Origin of the sequence: Klebsiella pneumoniae (assembly GCF_000742135.1) — a bacterium.
GTDB classification, from domain to species: domain Bacteria; phylum Pseudomonadota; class Gammaproteobacteria; order Enterobacterales; family Enterobacteriaceae; genus Klebsiella; species Klebsiella pneumoniae.
This window is the reverse complement of record NZ_KN046818.1, coordinates 3,870,357-3,894,674: the sequence shown is the minus strand read 5'-3', so window position 1 is coordinate 3,894,674 and position 24,318 is coordinate 3,870,357. Positions and strand designations below refer to the sequence as shown.

Genomic DNA, 24,318 nt, shown 5'->3' with positions numbered 1-24,318 from the left:
ACACAAAAAACGGCCGCCCGCAGGCAGCCGTTGAGCAAGGCAGCAAGCGTTATTTCGCTTTCGCTACCGTCACCATCGCGGCGCGAATAGTACGGCCGTTCAGGGTATAACCTTTCTGCATCACGGCCAGCACGTTGCCCGCCGCCACATCTTCAGACTCGACCATCGCAATGGCCTGGTGGACGTTCGGATCCAGCGGAACGTTGGTGTCGGCGATCACTTCCACGCCGAACTTACGCACTACGTCCAGCATAGATTTCAGGGTCAGTTCGATCCCCTCCACCATCGGCGCCAGCTCCGGGTTAGCCTTGTCAGCCACTTCCAGCGCGCGGTCCAGGCTGTCGATCACCGGCAGCAGTTCATTGACGAATTTTTCCAGCGCGAATTTGTGCGCTTTCTCGATATCCTGCTCGGTACGACGACGCAGGTTATCTTCGTCGGCTTTGGCACGCAGCATCACTTCACGTTCACGTTTCTGCGCTTCAGCCAGCTGGGCTTCCAGATTCGCAATTTTTTCATCGCGCGGATCCACCTGCTCAGCCGAAACTTCAGGCTCTACCGCCTCAACGTCGTCGTGCTGCTCCGTGATAATTTCTTCCGGGGCTTGCCCCTCAGGCGTTTTCTGTTCTTTACTACTCATGAATTTCTCCGCGTTTTTTTCGCATTCATCTCGCTAACTTCGCTTATTATGGGGATCAGTTTCCGGGTTTCAAGGGAAGCGGACAGATTGTCACTATTTCATTTAACGCAAGGACATCCAGATCATGAAGAACCATTTCAAGTGTATCGGCATTGTGGGACATCCTCGTCACCCCACCGCCCTGACCACACATGAAATGCTCTGGCGCTGGCTGTGCAGCAAAGGGTATGAAGTGCTGGTTGAACAGCAGATCGCCCATGAACTTCAGCTCAGCAACGTGAAAACCGGCACGCTGGCGGAGATTGGCCAACAGGCCGATCTCGCGGTGGTGGTGGGCGGCGACGGCAATATGCTCGGCGCGGCGCGGACCCTGGCCCGTTACGACATTAACGTCATCGGCATTAACCGCGGCAACCTCGGCTTTCTCACCGACCTTGACCCGGACAACGCCCTGCAGCAGCTCGCCGACGTGCTGGAAGGCCACTACATCGCCGAGAAACGCTTTCTGCTGGAGGCCCAGGTGTGTCAGCAGGATTGCCAGAAACGTATCAGCACCGCCATCAACGAAGTGGTGCTGCACCCCGGCAAAGTGGCGCATATGATTGAGTTCGAAGTCTATATCGACGAAGTCTTTGCGTTCTCTCAGCGATCCGATGGCCTGATTATCTCCACTCCGACCGGCTCCACCGCCTATTCGCTGTCGGCCGGCGGCCCAATCCTTACGCCGTCGCTGGACGCCGTCACCCTGGTGCCGATGTTCCCGCACACCCTTTCAGCGCGACCGCTGGTGATCAACGGCGACAGCACCATCCGCCTGCGCTTCTCTCACCGCTGCAGCGATCTGGAGATCAGCTGCGACAGCCAGATTGCCCTGCCGATCCAGGATGGCGAAGATGTCCTCATTCGCCGCTGTGATTATCACCTCAATCTGATTCACCCTAAAGATTACAGCTATTTCAATACATTAAGCACCAAGCTCGGCTGGTCGAAAAAATTGTTCTGATTTTCACGGCTGCCTCTTTACTGGATAAAAAACCAGTCTATACTGTACGAAAACACAGTATTGGTTTTTCATACAGGAAGGCAGCTATGTTGGCGCAACTCACCATCAGTAATTTTGCTATCGTTCGTGAACTGGAAATTGATTTCCACAGCGGCATGACCGCCATCACCGGGGAAACCGGCGCCGGGAAATCCATTGCCATCGACGCGCTGGGGCTGTGCCTCGGCGGCAGAGCGGAAGCCGACATGGTGCGTCGCGGCGCCACCCGTGCCGACCTGTGCGCGCGCTTCGCGCTGAAAGATACCCCTGCCGCCCAGCGCTGGCTGGAAGAGAATCAGCTGGAGAGCGGGCGTGAGTGTTTACTTCGCCGGGTGATCAGCGCCGACGGCCGCTCGCGCGGCTTCATCAACGGCACCGCCGTCCCGCTCTCGCAGCTGCGCGAGCTGGGCCAGCTGCTGATCCAGATCCACGGCCAGCATGCCCACCAGCTGCTGACCAAACCCGAACACCAAAAAACGCTGCTCGACGGCTATACCGGTGAGTATGCGCTTACTCAGCGTATGGCCGAGCACTATCGCCAGTGGCACCAGAGCTGCCGCGAGTTGGCCCAGCATCAGCAGCAGAGCCAGGAGCGCGCCGCCCGCGCCGATCTGCTGCAGTATCAGCTTAAAGAGCTGAACGAATTTAACCCGCTGCCGGGAGAATTCGAGCAGATTGACGAAGAGTACAAGCGCCTGGCCAACAGCGGCCAGCTGCTCAGCACCTGCCAGCACGCCCTTACGGTACTGGCGGACGGCGAAGAGGCCAATCTGCAGAGCCAGCTTTATACCGCGAAGCAGCTGGTCAGCGAGCTGGTGGGCATGGACAGCAAGCTTTCCGGCGTCCTGGATATGCTGGAAGAGGCGGCCATTCAGCTCAGCGAGGCCAGCGACGAGTTGCGCCACTACCATGACCGTCTGGATCTCGATCCGAACCGTCTGTTTGAACTTGAGCAACGGATTTCCCGACAAATCGCGCTGGCGCGTAAACATCAGGTGATGCCGGAAGAGCTGCCGGCGGTTTATCAGGCGATGCTGGAAGAGCAGCGCCTGCTGGACGACAGCGCCGGCTCGCTGGAATCCCTCAGCCAGCAGGTGGTCGAACATCATCAGCTGGCGCTGGAGACCGCATGCCAGCTGCATGCCCTGCGCCAGGCCAGCGCCGACGAGCTGACCCAGCTTATCACCGAAAGTATGCACTCACTTTCGATGCCGCACGGGGTCTTCGCGATTGAGGTCGCGTTCGATGAACGCCATCTCACCGCCGACGGCGCCGACCATATTGAGTTCCGCGTCACCACTAACCCCGGTCAGCCGCTGCAGCCAATCGCCAAAGTGGCCTCCGGCGGCGAACTGTCGCGCATTGCGCTGGCGATTCAGGTGATCACCGCGCGTAAAATGGAAACCCCGGCGCTCATCTTCGACGAAGTGGACGTCGGCATCAGCGGCCCGACCGCCGCCGTGGTCGGCAAGCTGCTGCGCCAGCTGGGCGAGTCCACGCAGGTGATGTGCGTGACCCACCTGCCGCAGGTCGCAGGCTGCGGCCACCATCATTTCTTTGTCTGCAAAGAGACCGATGGCGAGATGACCGAAACCCATATGCAGCCGCTGGATAAACGTGCTCGCTTGCAGGAGCTGGCCCGTCTGCTGGGCGGCAGCGAAGTCACGCGCAACACCCTGGCGAACGCGAAAGAGTTGCTTGCGGCGTAAACTTTTTGATTTTCACAGGGTCATAGTGAACAGCAAATTGCCTGCTGACCTGCAGCCGGAGGTTTCCAACGGCGCGAAGGTCTATTATTATCGGCATATTACAGATGAGCCACGTACTGCTCGGGCCCAAAAAGGAATCAAATCACTATGCGCTGTAAAACGCTGACTGCTGCCGCAGCGGTTCTTCTTATGTTGACCGCAGGCTGTTCCACTCTGGAACGAGTGGTTTACCGTCCTGACATCAACCAGGGTAACTATCTGGCACCAAACGATGTAGCAAAAATTCGTGTCGGTATGACGCAACAGCAGGTAGCTTATGCTCTGGGGACGCCAATGATGACGGATCCGTTCGGCACCAATACCTGGTTCTATGTCTTCCGTCAGGAGCCGGGCCACCAGAAAGTGACTCAGCAGACCCTGACCCTGACCTTCAACAGCGGCGGTGTGTTGACTAACATTGATAACAAGCCTGCGCTGACCAGTCAGTAAGGCCCGGAAAAGCAAAAAGCGCTCGGTGAGCGCTTTTTTTATGGCTGATAGCCGGTCTGCTGCAGGTTACTTTGCGGCGCTTTTCTCTGCCCGCTGGCGACGCAGCTCTTTCGGGTCTGCGATCAGCGGTCGATAGATTTCGACCCGGTCGCCGTCGTGAACTTCGTCATGCAGCTTTACCGGACGACTGTAGATACCCAGCTTGTTTTTCGCCAGATCAATGTCATCACGCAGCGCCAGCAGACCGCTGGCGATAATCGCCTGCTCGACCGTCGCCCCCTCGTCCAGCGTGACCCGCTGCAGATACTGCTTTTCAGGCAGCGCGTAGGCGACTTCAACACGAATATTAGCCGGCACTGTAAACCTCTTTGGCGCGCGAAGTGAACGCCTGCACCATGTTAGCGGCCAGCTCTTTGAAGATCCGGCCAAAAGCCATCTCAATCAGTTTATTGGTAAACTCAAAATCGAGATGGAATTCTATTTTGCAGGCCTCGGGGCTCAGCGGAATAAACTTCCAGCCGCCAATCAGCTTCTTGAACGGGCCATCCACCAGGCTCATCAAAATGCTCTGGTTGCTGGTCAGTGTATTGCGTGTGGTGAAGGTCTTACTGATGCCGGCTTTGGACACATCAACCGCCGCCGTCATTTGCGTCGGCCCCAATTCCAGCACGCGGCTACCGGTGCAGCCTGGCAGAAAATCAGGATAGGACTTCACATCGTTTACCAGTTGATACATCTGTTCCGCGCTGAAAGGCACCAGCGCAGTACGGCTAATCTGAGGCATAGCAGGTTCCACATTTAAACACAGTGCAAATAATATCATTTATCTGCTGCTAAAAAAAACGCTGTGCCGCAACTCGTGCTAAGATGCGCAGTACACCTCGCAGGATGCGATCGAGGTAACTGTGTATAAGACGATGACTTCAGGACATTATGACTAAGAAAAAAGCCCACAAACCTGGATCAGCCACCATTGCGCTGAATAAACGCGCCCGTCACGAATACTTTATCGAAGATGAATACGAGGCTGGTCTCGCCCTGCAGGGCTGGGAGGTCAAATCCCTGCGTGCAGGTAAAGCCAACATCGGCGATAGCTATGTCATCCTGAAGGATGGCGAGGCCTTCCTGTTCGGCGCCAACTTTACGCCCATGGCCGTGGCTTCCACCCACTATGTCTGCGACCCGACGCGCACCCGTAAGCTGCTGCTCAACCAGCGTGAGCTGGACACGCTGTACGGCCGCATTAACCGCGAAGGTTACACCGTCGTCGCCCTGTCGCTGTACTGGAAGAATGCCTGGTGCAAAGTGAAAATCGGCGTCGCCAAAGGTAAGAAACAGCATGACAAGCGTACCGATCTGAAAGATCGTGAATGGGCGCTGGATAAGGCGCGTATTATGAAGCACGCCGGACGCTAACCCCCTCCCCTGAGGGCCAGCTCTCGCTGGCCCTTACGCTATATCCTTGTTGATGCTGCTTTTTCGTCCACCCCTGCTGAAAGAATCCTTCGTTATGGGGCTGGTAACGACATTCACAAATCTGTTATACTTGACCTACACATTGGGGCTGATTCTGGATTCGACGGGATTTGCGAAACCCAAGGTGCATGCCGAGGGGCGGTTGGCCTCGTAAAAAGCCGCAAAAAATAGTCGCAAACGACGAAAACTACGCTTTAGCAGCTTAATAACCTGCTCTGAGCCCTCTCTCCCTAGCTTCCGCTCTTAAGACGGGGATCAAAGAGAGGTCAAACCCAAAAGAGATCGCGTGGATGCCCTGCCTGGGGTTGAAGCGTTAAATCTAATCAGGCTAGTTTGTTAGTGGCGTGTCTGTCCGCAGCTGGCAAGCGAATGTAAAGACTGACTAAGCATGTAGTGCCGAGGATGTAGGAATTTCGGACGCGGGTTCAACTCCCGCCAGCTCCACCAAAATTCTCCATCGGTGATTACCAGAGTCATCCGATGAAGTCCTGAAAGCCCGCACGGCGCAAGCCCTGCGGGCTTTTTTGTGCCTGCAATTTGCCCCACGACGTCTGAAGAGAACTCATGAAATCCGAACCTTTTAGGCCCATTGATAGGCCCAACGAAAAGCTCTGTTGTTTTCGCGTTACCAATTACCCGGCAACCCATCCCTCTCAGAATTAGACCACCAACGACACCTTTCACCCTCCGGCCGCGTCCGCGGCCGGAGGGATAGATTTACCCCTTGTGAGAATACGCGTCCAGCATGGCAAGGACCGCCCGACGCGCCGCATCGTCTGCGATATTGTTAGGCAGCGCATCAGCCCGCAGGTTGACATAAGCGTCAGCAGCCCCTCGAATGGCAATCCCGACGGAGTGACGATCGTGTGTTGCCAGAGTGGAAGTCAGAAGGCCATCGGGATCAATGCCGAGGGCTTCTATTCGACGAACGCCGCGTTGCGGTAGATTGGCGCGACGAAACAGCATCGGTCCCAGCACTTGTTCCCGGAAGAAAGACAGCATCCCCAGCGCTTCGAAGAGTTCCCCCCTGCCCAGTTTAACCACGGCATAATGCAGCCAGATCCAGGCCCGGGACTCAAACCACTCCGGCGTCATGTTCGGCCAGTGCGCGCTAAATTTTGCCAGCTGTCGCTTGAGAGCATCGTTATCACGGGTAAATATCACGGCAGGCTCCTCAACGCGCTGAGTGAGCATGTCCAGGGTGATAAATTTCAGATCGACATGCAGAAGTTCCGGGCCAAACAGGCAGATCAGCAGGCGAGGCTCACCGACGTGTTCCCCGGTGAAAGCATGTAGCAGATGGCCGAGCGTTCCGGCGAACGCCATACGCTGAGCCATGATTTCGTCATAATAGAGAGGGTCGATCACCACCACGAAATCCAGATCGGAGTATTGATCAAACCCGCCATGGATAAACGAGCCGCCGGCGAGAAGGGAGTGGATCCGCGAATCAGACTGTAATTTAAGCTTCAGTTGCTCTGCAAAACTTCTGTGTAAATCGGGTAGCGTATTAAGCATACTTTTTCCTGTTCACAAAAAAGACAAAGCAATACAGAATATCGAGTGATTCATCAGCAGACCAGATATTTCTGCTGGAACCCTACCCTCCATCGTGAAGCGCTAAATGCAAGCAATACTCCCCTCAAACCACCTCGCTCATCCACTCAGCAAACGCCCGCACGGCGGGAGAGAGAAAGCGCTGGTGCGGATAGAGCAATGTGACGGGTACCGGGGGCGGCTGCCAGTCCGTCAGCACTTCCACCAGTCTCCCCTCCTGCAGGTGGTCAGCAACGATATTCTCCGCCAGCTGCGCCAGCCCAAATCCTGCCAGGCACATTTTTATATAGAGCCCCGTTTCATTCACCGCGGCGTTGCCGCTGACGGGTACAGAAAAGGTCTCGCCATGGCGGACGAAGCGGAACTCATCGGCCCGCCTCGCCTGACCGGAGAAATAATGCACAGCCCGGTGCTGAGTGAGCGCCTCCGGTGACGGCGGCACACCATATTCCCGAAGATAGTCCGGTGACGCGCAGGTCACCCAGCGAAAGCGGCCCAGAGGGCGGGCCACCAGGCTGGAGTTGTTCAGCTCTCCCGTTCGTATCACGCAGTCGACGCCTTCCTGAATGAGATCGACCTGGCGATCGCTGACGCCGATCATCAGGTAGATATCGGGATAGCGCCGGTAAAAGTCCGGCAGATGCGGCATGACGATGAAATGCGCGATGCCCGCGGGCATATCAACCCGCAGGCGCCCCTGAGGCCGCGCGACAGACTCGCTCAGGGTGGATTCACTATGTTCGATGAGGGCGAGAATTTCCCGGCACTGCGCCAGATACTGCATCCCTTCCGGGGTAAGGCTCACCCGCCTTGTGGTCCGGTTCAGCAGCCGTACCTTCAGGTATTTTTCAAGGTTTTTAATGGTACTGGTGACAGTGGAGGCCGGCAGGGAAAGGGTTTCCGCGGCACGCACGAAGCTTCCTGCCTCCGCGACGCGCATAAACATCTGCATAGCCTGAATACGATCCACCTACTTTCTCTCCTGTAGCGAGCAGCTTACCGACAGACGGCATGATTATTCGTGGATTATGAATAATGAAAACAATTTACGCACCTTTTTACGCTTAATCGCCTGGCGTATCGTTGCACGGTGGATTACGAAAGGGGGCCCGAAAATGAACATGCCCTCAATAAATATCCAGATAATCATTACGTTAAATAGCATGCACAAAGGAAAAACCATGTCCGTTCAGCCTGTCGAAATAAGTAAGGCCTATCGTTTATTGCAGGTCGGGTCCACCACCATGATTTCCGCAAAATATGATGGCGTCGAAAATGTCATGTCAGCCGCCTGGGTTGGGCTGGCAGGCGAGCGAAAAGTGGTGGCCTATATTGGCACCCAGGCTTTCACTCGTCAGCTGGTGGAAAAGAGCGGCTATTTCGTGGTGCAGATCCCCGTAGTCAGCCAGATGGCAACCGTCCTCTACGCTGGCGGGCGCAGCTATGCCGACGCGCCGGATAAAAATGACACCATCCCCTTCTTTTATCAGCCGGAATTTGATCTTCCTCTTGTGGCAGGCTGTGCGGGCTGGCTGGTGTGCAAAGTGATGCCCTACCCGGACATTCAGCAGCAACACAATCTGTTTATGGGCGATATCGTCGCCGCCTGGAGCGATAACCGGGTATTCCGCAACGGACACTGGATCTTTGATGATGCGCCGGACGAGCTACGGACCGTTCACTATGTCGCAGGCGGGCAGTTCTATGCCATCGGCAAAGGCAGCAAATTCGATCATGGGCCGGGTCAGGACTGACCCTCCCCGGTCATGCGGATCGCTGACGAGATGTCTGCGCAACAGAGCGGCTGATACTCCGGCGCCAGACGCCGGGCGCCTGGCCGTACTGGCGCTTGAAGCTGCGGTTGAAGGACTGCTGGGAGTCAAAGCCGAGGGCAATCGCCACGTTCAGGATCGGCTCGTTGCTGTGGGCTAAGCGTTCGATCGACTTTTGCAGCTTTTGCGCCCGAATATATTCTCCGAGGGGCTGCCCGGTATGTTCTTTGAAGATCCGCTGCAGGTGCCACTTCGAATAGCCGGCTCGTCGGGCAACGGTGTCAATATCCAGACGGCTATCAAGATGGTTGTCGATCCAGTCGATCAGATCCTGAATGATGGCGCCAGTGTTCATCATGTTACCCCCTCGCGGCCGGTTAAAAGCATCTTTGTCAGTTGCATTTAAAGGTGGCCTGTTTTTACACAAAATGCAAGTTTTATTGTTACATTTAAATCCACGCCGGGATCGCGGTTTTTTATCTCCCCCTGGACCGCACATAAAGTGCAACAATTATTCTTGCACTTAGTTAAGCGCCTTCCTACAATCGCCGCGATAGTGTATTCGAAATTGTTACAGTTTTGTGGCGATGATCGACACAAATGGCCTTAAGCCAGCCCGGACAAAGGAAGTGGCGCGGCTTCTCACGCTGCGTCTTGCCCGGCGGCTACATTTACCGGAATAAAAATAATGAGCCTGCAAAAAACCTGGGGAAACATTCACCTGACCGCGCTCGGCGCGATGATGCTCTCCTTTCTGCTCGTCGGCTGCGACGACAGCGTCGCGCAAAACGCTGCGCCTCCCGCCCCGACGGTCAGCGCCGCTAAGGTGCTGGTGAAGTCGATCAGTCAGTGGGATAGTTTTAACGGTCGCATTGAAGCGGTGGAGAGCGTTCAGCTTCGCCCTCGCGTCTCGGGATACATTGATAAAGTGAATTACACCGACGGCCAGGAGGTGAAAAAGGGCCAGGTGCTGTTCACGATAGATGACAGAACCTATCGCGCCGCGCTGGAGCAGGCGCAGGCGGCGTTGGCAAGAGCCAAAACGCAGGCCAGCCTGGCGCAAAGCGAGGCGAACCGCACCGATAAATTAGTCCATACCAACCTCGTCTCCCGTGAAGAGTGGGAGCAGCGCCGGTCAGCCGCGGTTCAGGCGCAGGCCGACATTCGCGCCGCGCAGGCGGCGGTGGATGCCGCGCAGCTTAACCTCGACTTCACCAAAGTGACCGCCCCTATTGATGGCCGCGCCAGCCGGGCGCTGATCACCAGCGGTAACCTGGTCACCGCGGGCGACACCGCCAGCGTGCTCACCACCCTGGTCTCGCAGAAGACGGTGTACGTCTACTTTGACGTCGACGAGTCAACCTACCTCCACTATCAAAACCTCGCCCGCCGCGGGCAAGGCGCGTCCAGCGATAATCAGGCGCTCCCGGTGGAGATTGGCCTGGTTGGCGAGGAAGGTTACCCCCACCAGGGCAAAGTGGATTTTCTCGATAATCAGTTAACGCCGAGTACCGGCACCATCCGCATGCGTGCGCTGCTGGATAACTCGCAGCGTCTGTTCACACCGGGGCTGTTTGCCCGCGTGCGTCTGCCGGGCAGCGCAGAGTTCAAAGCCACGCTGATCGACGACAAAGCGGTACTGACCGATCAGGATCGTAAATACGTCTATATCGTTGATAAAGATGGTAAAGCACAGCGCCGCGACATTATCCCAGGGCGGCTGGCAGACGGTTTACGCATCGTTCAGAAGGGGTTGAATCCTGGGGATAGCGTCATCGTCGACGGCTTACAAAAAGTGTTTATGCCGGGTATGCCGGTTAACGCCAAAACCGTTGCCATGACCTCCAGCGCCACCCTTAACTGATCCCTAATCAGAGAATCCAAGACATGGACTTTTCCCGCTTTTTTATCGACAGGCCGATTTTCGCCGCGGTGCTGTCGATTTTAATTTTTATCACCGGGTTAATCGCTATCCCACTGCTGCCGGTGAGCGAATATCCGGACGTCGTCCCGCCGAGCGTCCAGGTGCGCGCGGAGTATCCCGGCGCCAACCCGAAAGTGATTGCCGAGACCGTGGCGACGCCGCTGGAGGAAGCGATCAACGGCGTTGAAAACATGATGTACATGAAATCGGTCGCCGGCTCCGACGGCGTGCTGGTCACCACCGTCACCTTCCGCCCGGGTACCGACCCGGATCAGGCGCAGGTTCAGGTGCAGAACCGCGTCGCGCAGGCCGAAGCGCGTCTGCCGGAGGATGTACGCCGTCTGGGGATCACCACCCAGAAGCAGTCTCCGACGCTGACCCTGGTGGTGCATCTGTTTTCGCCAAACGGGAAGTACGACTCGCTGTATATGCGCAACTACGCCACGCTGAAAGTGAAGGATGAGCTGGCGCGCCTGCCCGGCGTCGGCCAGATCCAGATTTTTGGCTCCGGTGAATATGCGATGCGCGTCTGGCTGGATCCCAATAAGGTCGCGGCCCGCGGTCTGACGGCTTCGGATGTGGTGACGGCGATGCAGGAGCAAAACGTTCAGGTGTCTGCCGGACAGCTTGGCGCCGAGCCGCTGCCGCAGGAGAGCGATTTCCTGATCTCCATTAACGCCCAGGGCCGTCTGCATACCGAAGAAGAGTTTGGCAATATCATTCTGAAAACGGCGCAGGACGGCTCGCTGGTCCGCCTGCGCGACGTGGCGCGCATCGAGATGGGTTCCGGTAGCTATGCGCTGCGCTCCCAGCTCAACAATAAGGATGCGGTCGGGATCGGTATCTTCCAGTCACCAGGCGCTAACGCCATCGATCTGTCGAACGCGGTACGCGCCAAAATGGCCGAGCTGGCCACCCGCTTCCCGGAAGATATGCAATGGGCGGCGCCGTACGACCCGACGGTTTTCGTCCGCGACTCCATCCGCGCGGTGGTGCAGACGCTGCTGGAGGCGGTAGTGCTGGTGGTGCTGGTAGTGATCCTGTTCCTGCAGACCTGGCGCGCGTCGATTATCCCGCTGATCGCGGTGCCGGTATCGGTGGTGGGTACCTTCAGCATTCTCTATCTGCTGGGCTTCTCGCTGAATACCCTGAGCCTGTTCGGGCTGGTACTGGCTATCGGTATCGTGGTGGACGACGCCATCGTGGTGGTGGAGAACGTCGAGCGTAATATCGAAGAGGGGCTTGCGCCGCTTGCCGCGGCGCATCAGGCGATGCGTGAGGTCTCCGGGCCGATTATCGCCATTGCGCTGGTGCTGTGTGCGGTGTTCGTGCCGATGGCGTTTCTCTCCGGGGTCACCGGCCAGTTCTACAAACAGTTCGCGGTGACCATCGCCATCTCGACGGTGATCTCGGCCATCAACTCGCTGACGCTCTCCCCGGCGCTGGCGGCCCTGCTGTTAAAGCCTCACGGCGCGAAGAAAGACCTCCCTACCCGGCTGATCGATCGTCTGTTTGGCTGGATTTTCCGTCCGTTTAACCGCTTTTTCCTGCGCAGCTCGAACGGCTATCAGGGGCTGGTGAGCAAAACCCTCGGACGCCGTGGCGCGGTGTTTGCGGTGTATCTGCTGCTGCTCTGCGCCGCTGGGGTGATGTTTAAAGTCGTCCCCGGCGGGTTTATTCCCACCCAGGATAAGCTGTATCTCATTGGCGGCGTGAAGATGCCGGAAGGGTCGTCGCTGGCGCGCACCGACGCGGTGATCCGCAAAATGAGCGAGATCGGGATGAATACCGAAGGGGTCGACTATGCGGTCGCTTTCCCGGGGCTTAACGCGCTGCAGTTCACCAACACGCCGAATACCGGGACGGTCTTTTTTGGCCTGAAACCGTTCGACCAGCGCAAACACACGGCGGCGGAAATTAACGCGGAGATCAACGCCAAAATCGCGCAAATCCAGCAGGGCTTTGGCTTCTCCATCCTGCCGCCGCCGATTTTAGGACTGGGTCAGGGTTCCGGCTACTCCCTGTACATCCAGGATCGCGGAGGGCTGGGCTATGGCGCGCTGCAAAGCGCGGTGAATGCGATGTCCGGGGCGATTATGCAGACGCCGGGGATGCACTTCCCGATCTCGACTTACCAGGCTAACGTGCCGCAGCTGGACGTGCAGGTCGATCGCGATAAGGCGAAAGCGCAGGGGGTATCGCTAACCGAGCTATTCGGTACGCTGCAGACCTATCTCGGCTCGTCTTATGTCAATGACTTTAACCAGTTCGGGCGTACCTGGCGCGTGATGGCCCAGGCTGACGGACCATACCGCGAGAGCGTGGAAGATATCGCCAACCTGCGCACCCGCAATAATCAGGGCGAAATGGTACCGATCGGCAGTATGGTGAATATCAGTACCACCTACGGGCCGGATCCGGTGATCCGCTACAACGGTTATCCGGCGGCGGACCTGATTGGCGATGCCGATCCGCGGGTCCTCTCTTCTTCGCAGGCGATGACGCATCTGGAGGAGCTGTCGAAGCAGATCCTGCCGAATGGGATGAATATTGAGTGGACGGATCTCAGCTTCCAGCAGGCCACCCAGGGCAACACGGCGCTGATCGTCTTCCCGGTGGCGGTGCTGCTGGCGTTCCTCGTGCTGGCCGCGCTGTATGAAAGCTGGACACTGCCGCTGGCGGTGATCCTTATCGTACCGATGACGATGCTCTCCGCGCTGTTTGGCGTCTGGCTGACCGGGGGCGATAACAACGTCTTCGTGCAGGTGGGTCTGGTGGTCCTGATGGGCCTGGCCTGTAAAAACGCCATTCTGATCGTCGAGTTTGCCCGCGAGTTGGAGATCCAGGGGAAAGGCATCATGGAAGCCGCGCTGGAGGCGTGCCGCCTGCGTCTGCGCCCGATCGTGATGACCTCCATCGCCTTTATCGCCGGGACCATTCCGCTGATCCTCGGCCACGGCGCGGGGGCGGAAGTCCGCGGCGTCACCGGGATCACGGTGTTCTCCGGGATGCTGGGCGTGACGCTCTTCGGTCTGTTCCTGACGCCGGTGTTTTACGTGACGCTGCGGAAACTGGTGACCCGCAGGAAGCCGGTCCAGGAGGATCTGCCCGCCTAGCCTGCAGCAGTTAACAAAAAAACCGCCTTCACAAGTTAAAGGCGGTTTTTTTTCGTCACCAGAAAATGATTAATGCGCTTTTTTAAAGCGGGCGATCATTTCCGGCACCGGGTCGCAGCCGCTGGTATCGGCGTTTTTGACCGCCTCCAGCGCGCTGGCCACGGTATGGCGAGCGAGGACGTTTAACGAAGCCTGCTCTGCTTCATCGGCAACCGATTTGAAGTACCAGCAGGCGTTGGCGCTGACCACGCAGCGGGCCGGGACGTCAGGACGCGACGCCCACAGTTTTTTATCTTCGATAACCGAAAGATAGATATCACGCAGGGTGATCTTGTCCGCCGGACGGCCAAGATGAATTGAGCCGTTGCGGCCAAGCGTGGAGACGATAATGCCGTCACGAGTTAGCGGAACCATTAGTTTACGGATAAAGCTCGGGTTCGCTTCCAGGCCGTAGGCCAGAATCGCACTCGTCGAACGTTCACCCATCTGCTCCGCCATTGCTACGCTGAGAACCATCTGCAAAGCTGTCGGGAAGCGGTAATCTAACATGGCAGTGTCCTGGGTTGCGGTGAATCTTGTTCTTTTTGGCACCGCAGAGGTGAATAATCAATGAACAACAATATAACAAATACGGGAATTTTTTTGAAGCAATCTGCGGTTAGCCTGCGAAGTAAATTTTCTGATTTCACGGGCAAAGGCGGGGCAAACACAGATTCCCCTTCGTACCGTTTTATTTAACGCAAACGGCATCCTTTGTTCCGCTAGCCGCGCCCTGTCGCCCCGCGACCTGTCCACACCAGCGGCGCCTAACCCTGTGGATAACCTGGAGGCAGTTGCCTGGCAGCCGCAGCCCGGGCGGGCTACCGGCGGCCGTTCGTTTTTTGAACAGGGGACATGCCCCCGCCGGGCAGCGCGCTAAGCGCGAAAATCACCACCCCGGCGGAGGGAAGCCCCTACCCCGCTTAATAATTCCACTTCGGCCGCGCCACCGTATTTTTCTTCAGCAGGTCGCGGAACGCTTTCAGATAGGGCTCATTGCTGCGCCCGCGCTTACAGATGGCCGAGAACGGCGACTGAAAGCCAAACTCGTTGGGCAGCAGCACCCGCAGGCGGTTCTCTTTGATCCACGGCCAGGCGTAATGCTCCGGCAGATAGCCAATATATTTCCCCGAGAGGATCAGCAGCAGCTGGGCGTCGACGGTCTCGACGGTGGCGCTCCCTTTGCTGAAGCCCCGACGGCGGAGATCGCTGGTGTTCCAGTAGCTGCGGGTCACCAGCGGGCACTGGCTGATCTGCTCTTTATCGAGCTGGCGGCTGAAGAACATCGGGTGCAGATCGCTGCAGTAGAGCCAGTGCTGTTCACGGTACAGCGGCTCGCTGATGATGTTATGCACCTGCGAGTTGTAGCTGCCGATGGCCAGGTCGATATGGTTGTTCAGCACGCCGTTCAGTTGCTCCGCCGGGGTGCGGATAATCAGTTTGATATGCACATGGGGAAATTTGTCGCTGAAGCTGCGCAGAACCACCGGCAGCGAGAGCGCCGTTTCGGTCTCGATGGAGTCGAGCGTCGAGATGCACAGGGTGCCGCTGTGCTCCCCTTTGAGCAGCGCCGACTGCCGCTCCAGCTCATTGAGTTCGCTCAGCACGCGGATCGCCTGCTGTAAAAACTGCTGGCCTTTCTCGGTCAGAGAAAAGCCGCCGCGCCCACGCTGGCAGAGGGTGAAGCCGAGCTGTCCCTCCAGCTGCGACATCGCATTACTGATGGCGGAGACCGAAATGCCCAGCTCCTGCTGGGCCCGGCTATAGCTCTCCAGGCGGGCCACCGCCTCGAAAACCTGCAGCTGGCGAATATTGAGGCTGGCGTCGTGATGCATCGTGTTTAGTTCACCAATAAATGAACTGAGTATTTACGCCAGACGATGTAAAGTCCAGCGCGGGTTGCGCACTATCTCTCCTGTTACGTTTCATCCGTCAGATTCAGGAGCAGACATGGATAACCTCTTTCACCAACCGCAGGGTGGCAATGAGATGCCACGCTTCGCCGGCCGTGCCACAATGATGCGCCTGCCGTTTATCGAAGATTTACAGGGACTTGACGCGGCGTTTGTCGGCATTCCGCTGGATATCGGCACCTCGCAGCGCTCGGGCACGCGCTACGGACCACGCTATATTCGCGCCGAATCGGTGATGATCCGTCCGTACAATATGGCGACCGGCGCCGCGCCGTTCGACTCGCTGTCGGTGGCCGACATCGGCGATGTGCCGATCAATACCTACAGCCTGCTCAAATCGGTGCAAATTATCGAAGATTACTACACCGGTTTGAATAGTTATCCGCTGATCCCGCTGACCCTCGGCGGGGACCACACCATTACCCTGCCGATCCTGCGGGCGCTGACCAAAAAACATGGTCCGGTGGGGCTCATCCACGTCGATGCCCATACCGACACCAATGATGAGATGTTCGGAGAGAAAATCGCCCACGGCACCACCTTCCGCCGCGCCGTAGAGGAGGGACTGCTCGACCTCAAACGGGTGGTGCAGATTGGCCAGCGCGCCCAGGGCTATGCCGCCGGCGACTTCCAGTGGGGCGTTGACCAGGGCTTTCGCCTGGTGCAGGCGGAGCAGTGCTGGCATACCTCGCTGGCGCCGCTGATGGCCGAAGTCCGCCAGCAGATGGGCGACGGGCCGGTGTATCTCAGCTTTGATATCGATAGCCTCGATCCCATTTGGGCTCCGGGAACCGGGACGCCGGAAGTTGGCGGTCTGACCTCCATTCAGGCGCTGGAGATCGTCCGCGGCTGCCGCGGCCTGAACCTGATTGGCGCCGATCTGGTCGAGGTCTCGCCCCCCTACGACGTGAGCGGTAATACCTCCCAGCTGGCGGCCAACCTGCTGTACGAGATGCTCTGCGTCCTGCCCGGCGTGAAGTACGCCTGAGGAAGCCGCCATGGAGCTGAAATGCTTTCGCACCCTCTGGGGAGTGACGACCCCCTGGCCGCAAACGCTGGATGAACTGCAGCGCGTCGGCTGCTGCGGTATCGAAGCCCGCGTGCCGTTAACGGTGGCCGAGCGGCGGCAGCTCGCCGACCGCCTGCAGGCGTCGGGGCTGGAGTATATCGCCATTCTTTTCAGTGGCGGCGGGGTGCTCCCCGCCCAGCATGAAACGCCCGAGCAGCATCTGGCGCGCCTGCAGACCCGCTTCGCCGAGGCCAGCGGCCTCAACCCGCGCTTTGTCAATCTGCTGGCGGGCAACGATCGCTGGCCGCTGGCGCAGCAGGTCGATTTTCTCGGCAAGGCGCACGAGCTGGCCGCCGGGTTTGGTTTGACCTGCAGCTTTGAAACCCATCGCGCCACCTCGCTGTACAGCCCGTGGCTCACCCTGGAGATCATTCAGCAGCTCCCCCAGCTGCGCTTTACCGCCGACATCAGCCACTGGGTGGTGGTCAGCGAGCGCCTGCTGGATGACCCCAGCGATGACTTCAGCGCCTTTATCGACCGCGTGCATCACGTGCAGGCTCGGGTGGGCTACGACCAGGGGCCGCAGGTGCCGCACCCGGCGGCGCCTGAGTATCAGCCGGCGCTGGCTTTTGCCGAGCGCTTCTGGCAACAAATCTGGCGTTCGCAGCGCCAGCGCGGCTACCCGCAGACCACGCTGACCCCGGAGTTTGGCGCCGACGGCTATCTGCACCATCTGCCGTTCACCAACGTTCCGGTGGCCGATCTCTGGTCGCTCAACGCCTGGATGGCTACGCGCCAGCAGGCCCACTTTCAGCAGTTTTTATCGCTCACTGAACAGGAACCGCAGCCATGACCGCCGTGAAGCACGCTTTTACTGAACTCCCGACCATCGATATCCGCGATCTGGCCGGCGATGACCTCGCCAGGCGTCAGGCGGTGGCCGACGCCATCGGCCGCGCGGCGCGCGAGGTGGGCTTTTTCTACATCACCGGCCACGGCATCGACCCGGCGCTGATCGCCGGCGTCCGCGAGGCGGCGAAGCAGATCTTCGCCCTGCCGATGGAGGAGAAGATGAACTATTACATCGGCCACTCCAAAAGCCATAAGGGCTACGTTCCGGAAGGAGAAGAGATCTACGGCTCCGGCAAGCCGGACCATAAAGAGGCTTTCGATATCGGCTTCCAGGCAGCGGATGACCATCCGCTGGTGCTCGCCGGTACGCCGCTGATCGGCGCCAACGAGTGGCCCGATCTGCCGGATTTCCGCGCGCGGGTGCTGGCCTACTACGACGCGGTTTTCGCCCTCGGCCACCGTCTGTTCGACGCTTTCGCCCTCGCGCTCGGCCTGCCGGAAGGGTATTTCAAACCGATGGTGACCTGCCCGCCGGCTAAGCTGCGGCTGATCCATTACCCGTTCGACGCCAGCGTCGAAGATGTTCCCGGAATTGGTGCACACACCGACTATGAGTGCTTCACCCTGCTGCTCGCTGACCAGCCCGGCCTTGAAGTTCTCAATGAAGAAAGCGTGTGGATCGATGCACCTCCCGTCAAAAACGCCGCAGGAGAAGAGGCGTTCGTGATCAATATCGGCGACATGTTGGAAGTGCTCAGCGCTGGCACATTTGTTGCTACAGCCCACCGGGTGCGCAAAGTGCCGCAGGAGCGGTACTCCTTCCCGCTGTTTTTCGCCTGCGATTACCACACGCTGATCCGCCCGCTGCCGACCTTTCTCGCCGCCGGCGAAGCCGGTGAATATCAGGAGCTCAGCATCGGGGAGCATATGTGGAGCCAGGCCCTGCAAACCTATCGCTACCTGCGCGAAAAGGTCAATCGCGGTGAACTTCAGCTACCGGAGCGCGCGCGCGGCACCAATACGTTTGGCCATTTGAAAAAACAGGCTCAGCAAAAAAACCCCTAACCACCCGTGAGGATCCATGATGACTAGCACCCTGAAAAAAATCTCGCGCCATGTCGCGCTTACCCTTGCCGTCAGCGCCTGTTTCTCCCCTGTCACCCAGGCGGCGGAACTGCTGACCGAGGGCGTCTTTAAGGTGGGAATGGAGGTCACCTACCCGCCGTTTGAGTCCTATGACAGCAATAACAATATCGTCGGTCTCGACCCGGAGTTTGCCGCGCTGATCGCCCAACATCTGCAGGCCAAACCGCAGCTGATCGACACCAAGTTCACCAGCCTGATCCTCGGCATCGGCAAGAAATATGACGCGGTGATCTCCGGGATGTACGTGACGCCGGAGCGCCAGAAACAGGCCGACGCCATCCCTTACGCCCTCTCCGGCGCGTCGATCATCGCCCTGAAGGGCGGCGCGGTGCAGCCGAAAACCGAAGATGAGCTGTGCGGTGTGAAGGTCGGTCTGCAGGCGGGCACCACCTGGGTGACCAGCCTGAAAAAACACTCCGATGAGTGGTGCCTGAAAAACGGCAAACCGGCCATCACCATTCAGGAGTTCCCGACGGCGCCGGAAGCCTCCCAGGCGCTGCTGTCGAAGAACATCGGCGCTCAGCTTGAGATTGCCCCGGCAGCGCAGATCATTGTCGACAAGAGCCGCGGCCGCCTGGCGATAAGCTCTACGCGCCTGGTCTACCCGCTGCCGCTGGGGATCTACGTAGCCAAAGGCAACACCGAGCTGGCGGAGGCGATCAAGGCCACCCTGGCCACGCTGAAGGCCAACGGCCAATATGCCGCGTTGATCAAAAAATACAACTTAGAAAGCATCGATTAAGACAATAAGCACTGCGCAACAGGAGTCAGTATGGCGTTCGATTGGGGATACTTTTTTTCATTGTTTAGCATTGGGGCATTCTGGCAGGCGTGCGTGACCGTCATCGTAATCAGCACCTTGTCCTGGGGGATCGGCCTGGTGGTCGGTTTTCTGTTAGCCTGCGGGAAGCTCTCGGCGCCGCGCTGGGTCAAGATCCCCGTCGAACTCTATATCTGGTTTTTTCGCAGCGTGCCGCTGATGGTGCTGCTGGTGTTTGTCTACAACCTGCCGCAGTTGTTTCCGGTGACCCAGCCGCTGCTCGGGGTGCCGTTTATCGCCGGGCTGGTGTCGATGACCGTCACCGAGGCGGCCTATATGGCGGAGATCCACCGCGGCGGGCTGCTGTCGGTGGCCAAGGGGCAGAGCGAGGCAGGCCATGCGCTGAGCTTCAGCTTTATCGGCATCCAGCGGCTGATTGTGATCCCTCAGGCGTTTCGCATCTCGCTACCGACGCTGATCAATGAATACATCACCATCATTAAGCTGAGCTCGATTCTGTCGGTGGTCTCCTTACCCGAGCTGCTGCTCACCGGCCAGCGCTTGTATGCGCAGAATTTCCTTGTGATGGAGACCCTGCTGGCGGTAGCGGTGTACTACGTGATGGTGGTTACCGTCTTCACCTGGCTGTTCCGGGCGCTGGAAAATCGTCTCGATATTCAGCGTAAGCGTCCGCAAACCCTCAGCGAGGCGGAATGCCAGGCGCTGCGCCAGAGCCTGCCGGCGCTGAGCGAAGAGAGCAACACCCCGGCCGTCAACGGCGCGCCGCCGGCGCTCGATCTGCGGGGCATTCGCAAATCCTGGGGGCAGCATGAGGTGCTGAAAGGCATCGATCTGCAGGTGGAGAACGGGGAGGTGATCAGCATCATCGGCCCGTCCGGCTCCGGCAAAACCACCCTGATCCGCACCATCAACGCCCTCGAAAGCCTTGATGGCGGGGAGATCATTCTCTACGGCGAGGACTATCTTAAGGGCGGAGCCATCGTCGACAAACGCCAGATGCGCGCCGGGGTACGGCGCATCGGCATGGTCTTCCAGAGCTTCAACCTGTTCCCCCACCGCACGGTGCTCGACAACGTGATGCTGGCCCCGCGCTATCACCAGCTGCTGGACCAGCCGGTCGCCCGCGAGCAGGCCCTGGCGCTGCTCGACCGCGTCGGCCTGCTGGCCCATGCCCACAAGTACCCCGGACAGCTCTCCGGCGGCCAGCAGCAGCGCGTGGCGATCGCCCGGGCGCTGGCGCTGAAGCCGGACATCATGCTGTTTGACGAACCGACCTCGGCGCTGGATCCCGAGCTGGTAGGCGAAGTGCTGAAGGTCATTCAGTCGCTGGCCCGCGAAGGTATGACCATGCTGATTGTCACTCACGAGATGGACTTCGCCCTGTCGATTTCCGACCGCGTGGTGCTGATGGAGAACGGCGTGGTGCAGGCCGATATCGCCCCGCAGGTGATCCGCAGCCCGCTGGAGGCGCCTTCTCTGCAACGAATCCGTGAATTTATGGGAGTACGCTAAATGGCAACTGAGCAACACCTGCGCCAGCAGCTGGCCGCCGCCTACCGGCTGGCGGCGCTGTTCGGCTGGGAGGATACCCTCTACACTCACTTCTCCGTGCGCCTGCCCGGCGACGGCGAGCCGCGTTTTTTAATTAATCCCTTCGGCATGATGTTTGACGAAGTCACCGCCAGCAACCTGATCGTAGTGGATATGCAGGGCAAGGTCGTAGCGGGCGACGCGCCGGCTAACTCGGCGGGCTTTACCATCCATAGCGCGGTGCATATGGCCCGGGAAGACGCCCACTGCGTGATCCACACCCATACGCTGCCGGGAATGGCGGTGGCCGCCTGCGAGGACGGCCTGCTGCAGCTCAACCAGATCAGCACCGAATTTTACCAGCGCGTCGGCTACCATCCCTATGAAGGGGTGGCCTTTGACCTCGACGAACGGGCGCGCATCCAGCGCTCGCTGGGGAATAATATCGCCATGATCCTGCAGAGCCACGGCCTGCTGTCGGTGGGCCGCACCGTGGCTGACGCGTTTTACATCATGTACTACCTGAACCGCGCCTGCGAGATCCAGATGGCCGCCGCCCAGCTGGCGGCCCTCAGCCCGATCCACACCATCGCTCCGCACCTCAGCCAGCACGCCTGCGAGCAGCTGATGGGCGTGGAGCATGAACGTCAACAGGTCTGGCAGGCGTGGCTGCGCCGTCTTGACCGTCTCGATACCTCTTACAAAGACTAACGCCTATGTCTGATATCACTATCGTGGTGGATTGTAACGACGCGGATTTCGCCCGCGATATCTGCGCCGCCCTGCAGCAGTTTCCCGACGTCACGGCGCTTCTGCCCCATAACCAGGCGGCGCGCGACGCCCAGTACGCCAGCTGCTGGTTCCCGGACCCGCAGCTGTTGACCCGTTCGCCGGGGCTGAAGCTGATCCAGGCCGCGTCCGCCGGGGTCGATCATCTGCCGCCCGCGCTGTTCGCCAGCGAGATCCCGCTGTGCCGGGTGATCGATGAAGATTTTCGCCACGGCATGTTCGAATATGCCCTGTGGAGCGTCCTGTGGTTTCAGCGCCATTTCGACCGGGCGCTGGCCCACCAGCGAACCCAAACCTGGAAGCTCTATCCCCAGCGCGCCGCCGCCGACTTCCATATCGGCATTATGGGGCTCGGCGAAATTGGCGGCTATATCGCCGACCAGCTGGCCCGCCTCGGCTATCGGGTCTCCGGCTGGTCGCGCAGTGAAAAGCAGCTGGCTGGCGTCACCTGCTATCGCGGCGAGGAGGCGCTCGACCACTTTCTTGGGTCGCTTGACGGGCTGATTAACCTCCTGCCGCTCACCGCGCAGACCCGGGGTATCCTCGCCGCGCCGCTGTTCAGCCGGCTACCCGCCGGGGCGGTGTTGATCAATTGCGGCCGCGGGGAGCATATGGTCAATGAGGATGTGCTGGCGGCGCTGGAGAGCGGCCAGCTCGCCGGGGCGGTGCTCGACGTCTTCCCGCAGGAGCCATTGCCGGCGGACGATCCGCTGTGGCGCCATCCGCAGGTGGTCATCACCCCACATATGGCCTCTGCGGCCTCTGCCGAGGTGATCGCCCGCCAGCTGCTGGAGAACATTCAGCGCCAGCGCCGCGGGCTGCCGCTGAAGAACCTGGTCAATAAGCACGCCGGTTACTGATCCCCGGCTATATCGCCGCTGCTACGCTTAATAGGAGATCCACAACCAGAAGGCAGGAACATGAAAATTGATTTAGCGGGAAAAGTCGCGCTGGTCACCGCCTCCACGGCGGGTATTGGCTTCGCCATCGCCAAAGGCCTGGCGGAGAGCGGCGCAGAGATCATCCTTAACGGGCGCAGTGAGCAGAGCGTGAACGCCGCCATCGCTCGTCTGCAAAATGAGGTGTCGGGCGCGAAGGCGCGACCCGCCATCGCCGACCTCAGCGACGCCGACGGCGCAGCGCAGCTGCTGCGGGCGGTGAACGGCGTCGATATTCTGGTCAATAACGCCGGGATCTATGGCCCGCAGGATTTCTACGCCACCGACGACGCGACATGGGACAACTACTGGCAGACCAACGTCATGTCCGGCGTACGCCTGTCACGGGGGCTGCTCCCGGCGATGGTCAGTAAAGGCTGGGGGCGGGTGGTGTTTATCTCCTCAGAATCGGCGCGCAATATCCCGGCGGACATGATCCATTATGGCGTCACCAAGACCGCGCAGCTGTCGCTGGCCCGCGGCCTGGCGAAATATGTCGCCGGCAGCGGAGTGACCGTTAACAGCGTACTGCCGGGGCCGACGATTTCCGACGGCTTTGCCGAGATGCTGAAAGACGACGTGGCGAAAACCGGCCAGTCGCTGGAGGAACTGGCGAAAGCGTTTGTTATGACCCATCGTCCGAGCTCGGTGATCCAGCGGGCGGCCTCGGTGGCAGAGGTCGCCAATATGGTGGTCTACGTCTGCTCGCCGCAGGCGTCAGCCACCTCCGGCGCCGCGCTGCGCGTCGATGGCGGCGTGGTGGATGATATTCTCTGAATCCCCTTTATGCAGGGGAGCCCCCTCCCCTGCCGCCTTCCCGGGCGCTAAAAAGCGCAAAATGTTAAAAAACAGCCGCAAAGTCGCACAAAGTGAACAGGAACATGTATTCCCAGAACTTATGATATTTGTTTTAAGCATAAGTTGTGGTGTTAATGTCTCTGTTACGAAGCTTGCTTTTCTTTTTCGGCGCGGCGGTCGCGGCCGCCCTCGCGGTACTCTGCCTGTGGGTAGATATTCGGGTGTTTGGCAACGACATCCCGGAGGTGTCGCTCACCGAAGTGGTCCAGGAGAGCGTGCTGGCCGTTATCGTGCTGGTTCATCTGCTGCTGGCGCGGAAATATGCCCACTTGCGCTATAGCAATATCCTCATCGGCGGCTTCTTTCTCGCCATGCTGATCCGCGAACTGGATGGCCTGTTTGATTTACTCTCCCACGGCAGCTGGGTGTGGTTTGCCCTGCTGGCCACCGCGGGGTCGCTGCTGTTGCCGTTGCGCCATCTGCGTCAGACCCTGTCGCAGCTGGCGGAGTATACCCGCACCCCGTATTACGGGATGATGATTAGCGGCCTGCTGGCGATTCTGGTCTTCTCGCGGCTGTTTGGCATGCACGGCCTGTGGTACGCCGTGCTGGAAGAGAACTACGCCCGGGTGGTAAAAAATACGGTCGAGGAAGGCAGCGAGTCGTTTGGCTATATGCTGTGTCTGACCGCCACCCTGGGCTACGCCTGCTACTTTCGCGGTCTGGCGCGACAGGCGCTGTCGCCGCAGCGCTAACCGTGGACGATAGCCACCGCCGGACATATCTGCCGGCGGTGGC

24 protein-coding genes and 1 other RNA gene are annotated in these 24,318 nt (G+C 59.1%); 17 read left to right on the top strand and 8 right to left on the bottom strand.

Features of this window, described 5'->3' with window-relative positions; translation table 11 throughout:
• Positions 1–49: 49 nt before the first annotated feature.
• Positions 50–640 (bottom strand): nucleotide exchange factor GrpE, encoded by a 591-nt coding sequence (grpE, locus tag DR88_RS07225; protein ID WP_004174800.1) that lies wholly within the window; start codon positions 638–640, stop codon positions 50–52.
• Positions 641–764: 124 nt separating this feature from the next.
• On the opposite strand from grpE, the gene nadK reads away from it, so the two are divergent.
• The 3 genes from nadK (at position 765) to bamE (ending at position 3,880) form a co-directional block, all read left to right on the top strand.
• Entirely contained in the window at positions 765–1,643 is an 879-nt protein-coding gene (gene nadK, locus DR88_RS07230; RefSeq protein WP_025861943.1) for an NAD(+) kinase, read from the top strand.
• A gap of 86 nt (positions 1,644–1,729) precedes the next feature.
• The gene (gene recN, locus DR88_RS07235) at positions 1,730–3,391 is read left to right on the top strand and encodes a DNA repair protein RecN (RefSeq protein ID WP_004149394.1); all 1,662 of its coding nucleotides are present in this window, start codon (positions 1,730–1,732) and stop codon (positions 3,389–3,391) included.
• 147 nt (positions 3,392–3,538) lie between these two features.
• On the top strand, positions 3,539–3,880 hold the full coding sequence (bamE, locus tag DR88_RS07240; protein WP_002914160.1) for an outer membrane protein assembly factor BamE: 342 nt from the start codon (positions 3,539–3,541) through the stop codon (positions 3,878–3,880).
• A 66-nt stretch (positions 3,881–3,946) separates the two neighbouring features.
• Here the strand turns inward: bamE and DR88_RS07245 are convergent, their stop codons facing one another.
• On the bottom strand, positions 3,947–4,237 hold the full coding sequence (locus DR88_RS07245) for an RnfH family protein (RefSeq protein ID WP_004145682.1): 291 nt from the start codon (positions 4,235–4,237) through the stop codon (positions 3,947–3,949).
• A complete protein-coding gene (locus DR88_RS07250; protein WP_004174798.1) occupies positions 4,227–4,664 on the bottom strand; it encodes a type II toxin-antitoxin system RatA family toxin in 438 nt (145 codons plus the stop codon). Before DR88_RS07250 ends, DR88_RS07245 begins: the two co-directional genes overlap by 11 nt.
• Positions 4,665–4,813: 149 nt before the next feature.
• Here DR88_RS07250 and smpB point away from each other — a divergent pair, with 149 nt between their 5' ends.
• Positions 4,814–5,296 (top strand): SsrA-binding protein SmpB, encoded by a 483-nt coding sequence (gene smpB / locus DR88_RS07255; protein WP_002914164.1) that lies wholly within the window; start codon positions 4,814–4,816, stop codon positions 5,294–5,296.
• Between the two features lie 144 nt (positions 5,297–5,440).
• Positions 5,441–5,803, top strand: a transfer-messenger RNA (tmRNA) gene (gene ssrA / locus DR88_RS27425).
• A gap of 270 nt (positions 5,804–6,073) precedes the next feature.
• Here the strand turns inward: ssrA and DR88_RS07260 are convergent.
• Together DR88_RS07260 and DR88_RS07265 are read right to left on the bottom strand one after the other, a co-directional pair.
• Positions 6,074–6,874, bottom strand: a complete 801-nt coding sequence (locus DR88_RS07260) for a hypothetical protein (protein ID WP_025861942.1) — start codon at positions 6,872–6,874, stop codon at positions 6,074–6,076.
• Positions 6,875–6,998: 124 nt separating this feature from the next.
• Entirely contained in the window at positions 6,999–7,883 is an 885-nt protein-coding gene (locus DR88_RS07265; RefSeq protein ID WP_004185288.1) for a LysR family transcriptional regulator, read from the bottom strand.
• A gap of 211 nt (positions 7,884–8,094) precedes the next feature.
• On the opposite strand from DR88_RS07265, the gene DR88_RS07270 reads away from it, so the two are divergent.
• Positions 8,095–8,667, top strand: coding sequence for a flavin reductase family protein (locus DR88_RS07270; RefSeq protein WP_025861941.1), 573 nt, complete (start codon positions 8,095–8,097; stop codon positions 8,665–8,667).
• A 10-nt stretch (positions 8,668–8,677) separates the two neighbouring features.
• Here the strand turns inward: DR88_RS07270 and rarA are convergent, their stop codons facing one another.
• Positions 8,678–9,040, bottom strand: coding sequence for an efflux pump transcriptional regulator RarA (gene rarA, locus DR88_RS07275; protein WP_024264608.1), 363 nt, complete (start codon positions 9,038–9,040; stop codon positions 8,678–8,680).
• 333 nt (positions 9,041–9,373) lie between these two features.
• Here rarA and DR88_RS07280 point away from each other — a divergent pair, with 333 nt between their 5' ends.
• Positions 9,374–10,549 (top strand): multidrug efflux RND transporter periplasmic adaptor subunit OqxA10, encoded by a 1,176-nt coding sequence (locus DR88_RS07280; protein WP_004149398.1) that lies wholly within the window; start codon positions 9,374–9,376, stop codon positions 10,547–10,549.
• 23 nt (positions 10,550–10,572) lie between these two features.
• Positions 10,573–13,725, top strand: coding sequence for a multidrug efflux RND transporter permease subunit OqxB19 (locus DR88_RS07285; protein ID WP_004149399.1), 3,153 nt, complete (start codon positions 10,573–10,575; stop codon positions 13,723–13,725).
• A 69-nt stretch (positions 13,726–13,794) separates the two neighbouring features.
• Here the strand turns inward: DR88_RS07285 and oqxR are convergent, their stop codons facing one another.
• Together oqxR and DR88_RS07295 are read right to left on the bottom strand one after the other, a co-directional pair.
• Positions 13,795–14,274: an efflux pump transcriptional repressor OqxR gene (gene oqxR / locus DR88_RS07290; protein WP_000888203.1), complete on the bottom strand. Its 480-nt coding sequence runs from the start codon at positions 14,272–14,274 to the stop codon at positions 13,795–13,797.
• Between the two features lie 413 nt (positions 14,275–14,687).
• Complete coding sequence (locus DR88_RS07295) at positions 14,688–15,599, bottom strand: LysR family transcriptional regulator (protein ID WP_002914199.1); 912 nt, start codon at positions 15,597–15,599, stop codon at positions 14,688–14,690.
• A 115-nt stretch (positions 15,600–15,714) separates the two neighbouring features.
• On the opposite strand from DR88_RS07295, the gene speB reads away from it, so the two are divergent.
• The 9 genes from speB (at position 15,715) to DR88_RS07340 (ending at position 24,275) form a co-directional block, all read left to right on the top strand.
• A complete protein-coding gene (gene speB / locus DR88_RS07300; protein WP_004145693.1) occupies positions 15,715–16,665 on the top strand; it encodes an agmatinase in 951 nt (316 codons plus the stop codon).
• A gap of 10 nt (positions 16,666–16,675) precedes the next feature.
• Positions 16,676–17,539 carry a sugar phosphate isomerase/epimerase family protein gene (locus DR88_RS07305; RefSeq protein ID WP_004174773.1) on the top strand — a complete coding sequence of 288 codons (864 nt, stop codon included), beginning with the start codon at positions 16,676–16,678 and terminating at the stop codon, positions 17,537–17,539.
• Positions 17,536–18,603: an isopenicillin N synthase family dioxygenase gene (locus DR88_RS07310; protein ID WP_004145695.1), complete on the top strand. Its 1,068-nt coding sequence runs from the start codon at positions 17,536–17,538 to the stop codon at positions 18,601–18,603. The genes DR88_RS07305 and DR88_RS07310 overlap by 4 nt, the downstream gene beginning before the upstream one ends.
• A gap of 19 nt (positions 18,604–18,622) precedes the next feature.
• Positions 18,623–19,426 carry an ABC transporter substrate-binding protein gene (locus tag DR88_RS07315; protein WP_004151025.1) on the top strand — a complete coding sequence of 268 codons (804 nt, stop codon included), beginning with the start codon at positions 18,623–18,625 and terminating at the stop codon, positions 19,424–19,426.
• A 30-nt stretch (positions 19,427–19,456) separates the two neighbouring features.
• Entirely contained in the window at positions 19,457–20,977 is a 1,521-nt protein-coding gene (locus DR88_RS07320) for an amino acid ABC transporter permease/ATP-binding protein (protein WP_025861939.1), read from the top strand.
• On the top strand, positions 20,978–21,706 hold the full coding sequence (locus tag DR88_RS07325; RefSeq protein WP_004180964.1) for a class II aldolase/adducin family protein: 729 nt from the start codon (positions 20,978–20,980) through the stop codon (positions 21,704–21,706).
• 5 nt (positions 21,707–21,711) lie between these two features.
• Entirely contained in the window at positions 21,712–22,644 is a 933-nt protein-coding gene (locus DR88_RS07330; protein WP_004149414.1) for a 2-hydroxyacid dehydrogenase, read from the top strand.
• 60 nt (positions 22,645–22,704) lie between these two features.
• Positions 22,705–23,499 (top strand): SDR family NAD(P)-dependent oxidoreductase, encoded by a 795-nt coding sequence (locus DR88_RS07335; protein WP_032443963.1) that lies wholly within the window; start codon positions 22,705–22,707, stop codon positions 23,497–23,499.
• 155 nt (positions 23,500–23,654) lie between these two features.
• A complete protein-coding gene (locus tag DR88_RS07340) occupies positions 23,655–24,275 on the top strand; it encodes a hypothetical protein (RefSeq protein WP_004145700.1) in 621 nt (206 codons plus the stop codon).
• Positions 24,276–24,318: the final 43 nt, after the last annotated feature.

Excerpts from the sequence above, each read along its gene's own strand:
- DR88_RS07325 (WP_004180964.1), top strand. The coding sequence starts at position 20,978 with ATGGCAACTGAGCAACACCTGCGCCAGCAGCTGGCCGCCGCCTACCGG.
- DR88_RS07295 (WP_002914199.1), bottom strand. The coding sequence starts at position 15,599 with ATGCATCACGACGCCAGCCTCAATATTCGCCAGCTGCAGGTTTTCGAG.
- nadK (WP_025861943.1), top strand. The coding sequence starts at position 765 with ATGAAGAACCATTTCAAGTGTATCGGCATTGTGGGACATCCTCGTCAC.
- DR88_RS07260 (WP_025861942.1), bottom strand. The coding sequence starts at position 6,874 with ATGCTTAATACGCTACCCGATTTACACAGAAGTTTTGCAGAGCAACTG.
- DR88_RS07330 (WP_004149414.1), top strand. The coding sequence starts at position 21,712 with ATGTCTGATATCACTATCGTGGTGGATTGTAACGACGCGGATTTCGCC.
- grpE (WP_004174800.1), bottom strand. The coding sequence starts at position 640 with ATGAGTAGTAAAGAACAGAAAACGCCTGAGGGGCAAGCCCCGGAAGAA.
- DR88_RS07285 (WP_004149399.1), top strand. The coding sequence starts at position 10,573 with ATGGACTTTTCCCGCTTTTTTATCGACAGGCCGATTTTCGCCGCGGTG.
- DR88_RS07280 (WP_004149398.1), top strand. The coding sequence starts at position 9,374 with ATGAGCCTGCAAAAAACCTGGGGAAACATTCACCTGACCGCGCTCGGC.
- DR88_RS07310 (WP_004145695.1), top strand. The coding sequence starts at position 17,536 with ATGACCGCCGTGAAGCACGCTTTTACTGAACTCCCGACCATCGATATC.
- bamE (WP_002914160.1), top strand. The coding sequence starts at position 3,539 with ATGCGCTGTAAAACGCTGACTGCTGCCGCAGCGGTTCTTCTTATGTTG.
- DR88_RS07315 (WP_004151025.1), top strand. The coding sequence starts at position 18,623 with ATGACTAGCACCCTGAAAAAAATCTCGCGCCATGTCGCGCTTACCCTT.
- smpB (WP_002914164.1), top strand. The coding sequence starts at position 4,814 with ATGACTAAGAAAAAAGCCCACAAACCTGGATCAGCCACCATTGCGCTG.
- speB (WP_004145693.1), top strand. The coding sequence starts at position 15,715 with ATGGATAACCTCTTTCACCAACCGCAGGGTGGCAATGAGATGCCACGC.
- rarA (WP_024264608.1), bottom strand. The coding sequence starts at position 9,040 with ATGAACACTGGCGCCATCATTCAGGATCTGATCGACTGGATCGACAAC.
- DR88_RS07250 (WP_004174798.1), bottom strand. The coding sequence starts at position 4,664 with ATGCCTCAGATTAGCCGTACTGCGCTGGTGCCTTTCAGCGCGGAACAG.
- DR88_RS07335 (WP_032443963.1), top strand. The coding sequence starts at position 22,705 with ATGAAAATTGATTTAGCGGGAAAAGTCGCGCTGGTCACCGCCTCCACG.
- recN (WP_004149394.1), top strand. The coding sequence starts at position 1,730 with ATGTTGGCGCAACTCACCATCAGTAATTTTGCTATCGTTCGTGAACTG.
- oqxR (WP_000888203.1), bottom strand. The coding sequence starts at position 14,274 with ATGTTAGATTACCGCTTCCCGACAGCTTTGCAGATGGTTCTCAGCGTA.
- DR88_RS07270 (WP_025861941.1), top strand. The coding sequence starts at position 8,095 with ATGTCCGTTCAGCCTGTCGAAATAAGTAAGGCCTATCGTTTATTGCAG.
- DR88_RS07340 (WP_004145700.1), top strand. The coding sequence starts at position 23,655 with ATGTCTCTGTTACGAAGCTTGCTTTTCTTTTTCGGCGCGGCGGTCGCG.
- DR88_RS07320 (WP_025861939.1), top strand. The coding sequence starts at position 19,457 with ATGGCGTTCGATTGGGGATACTTTTTTTCATTGTTTAGCATTGGGGCA.
- DR88_RS07305 (WP_004174773.1), top strand. The coding sequence starts at position 16,676 with ATGGAGCTGAAATGCTTTCGCACCCTCTGGGGAGTGACGACCCCCTGG.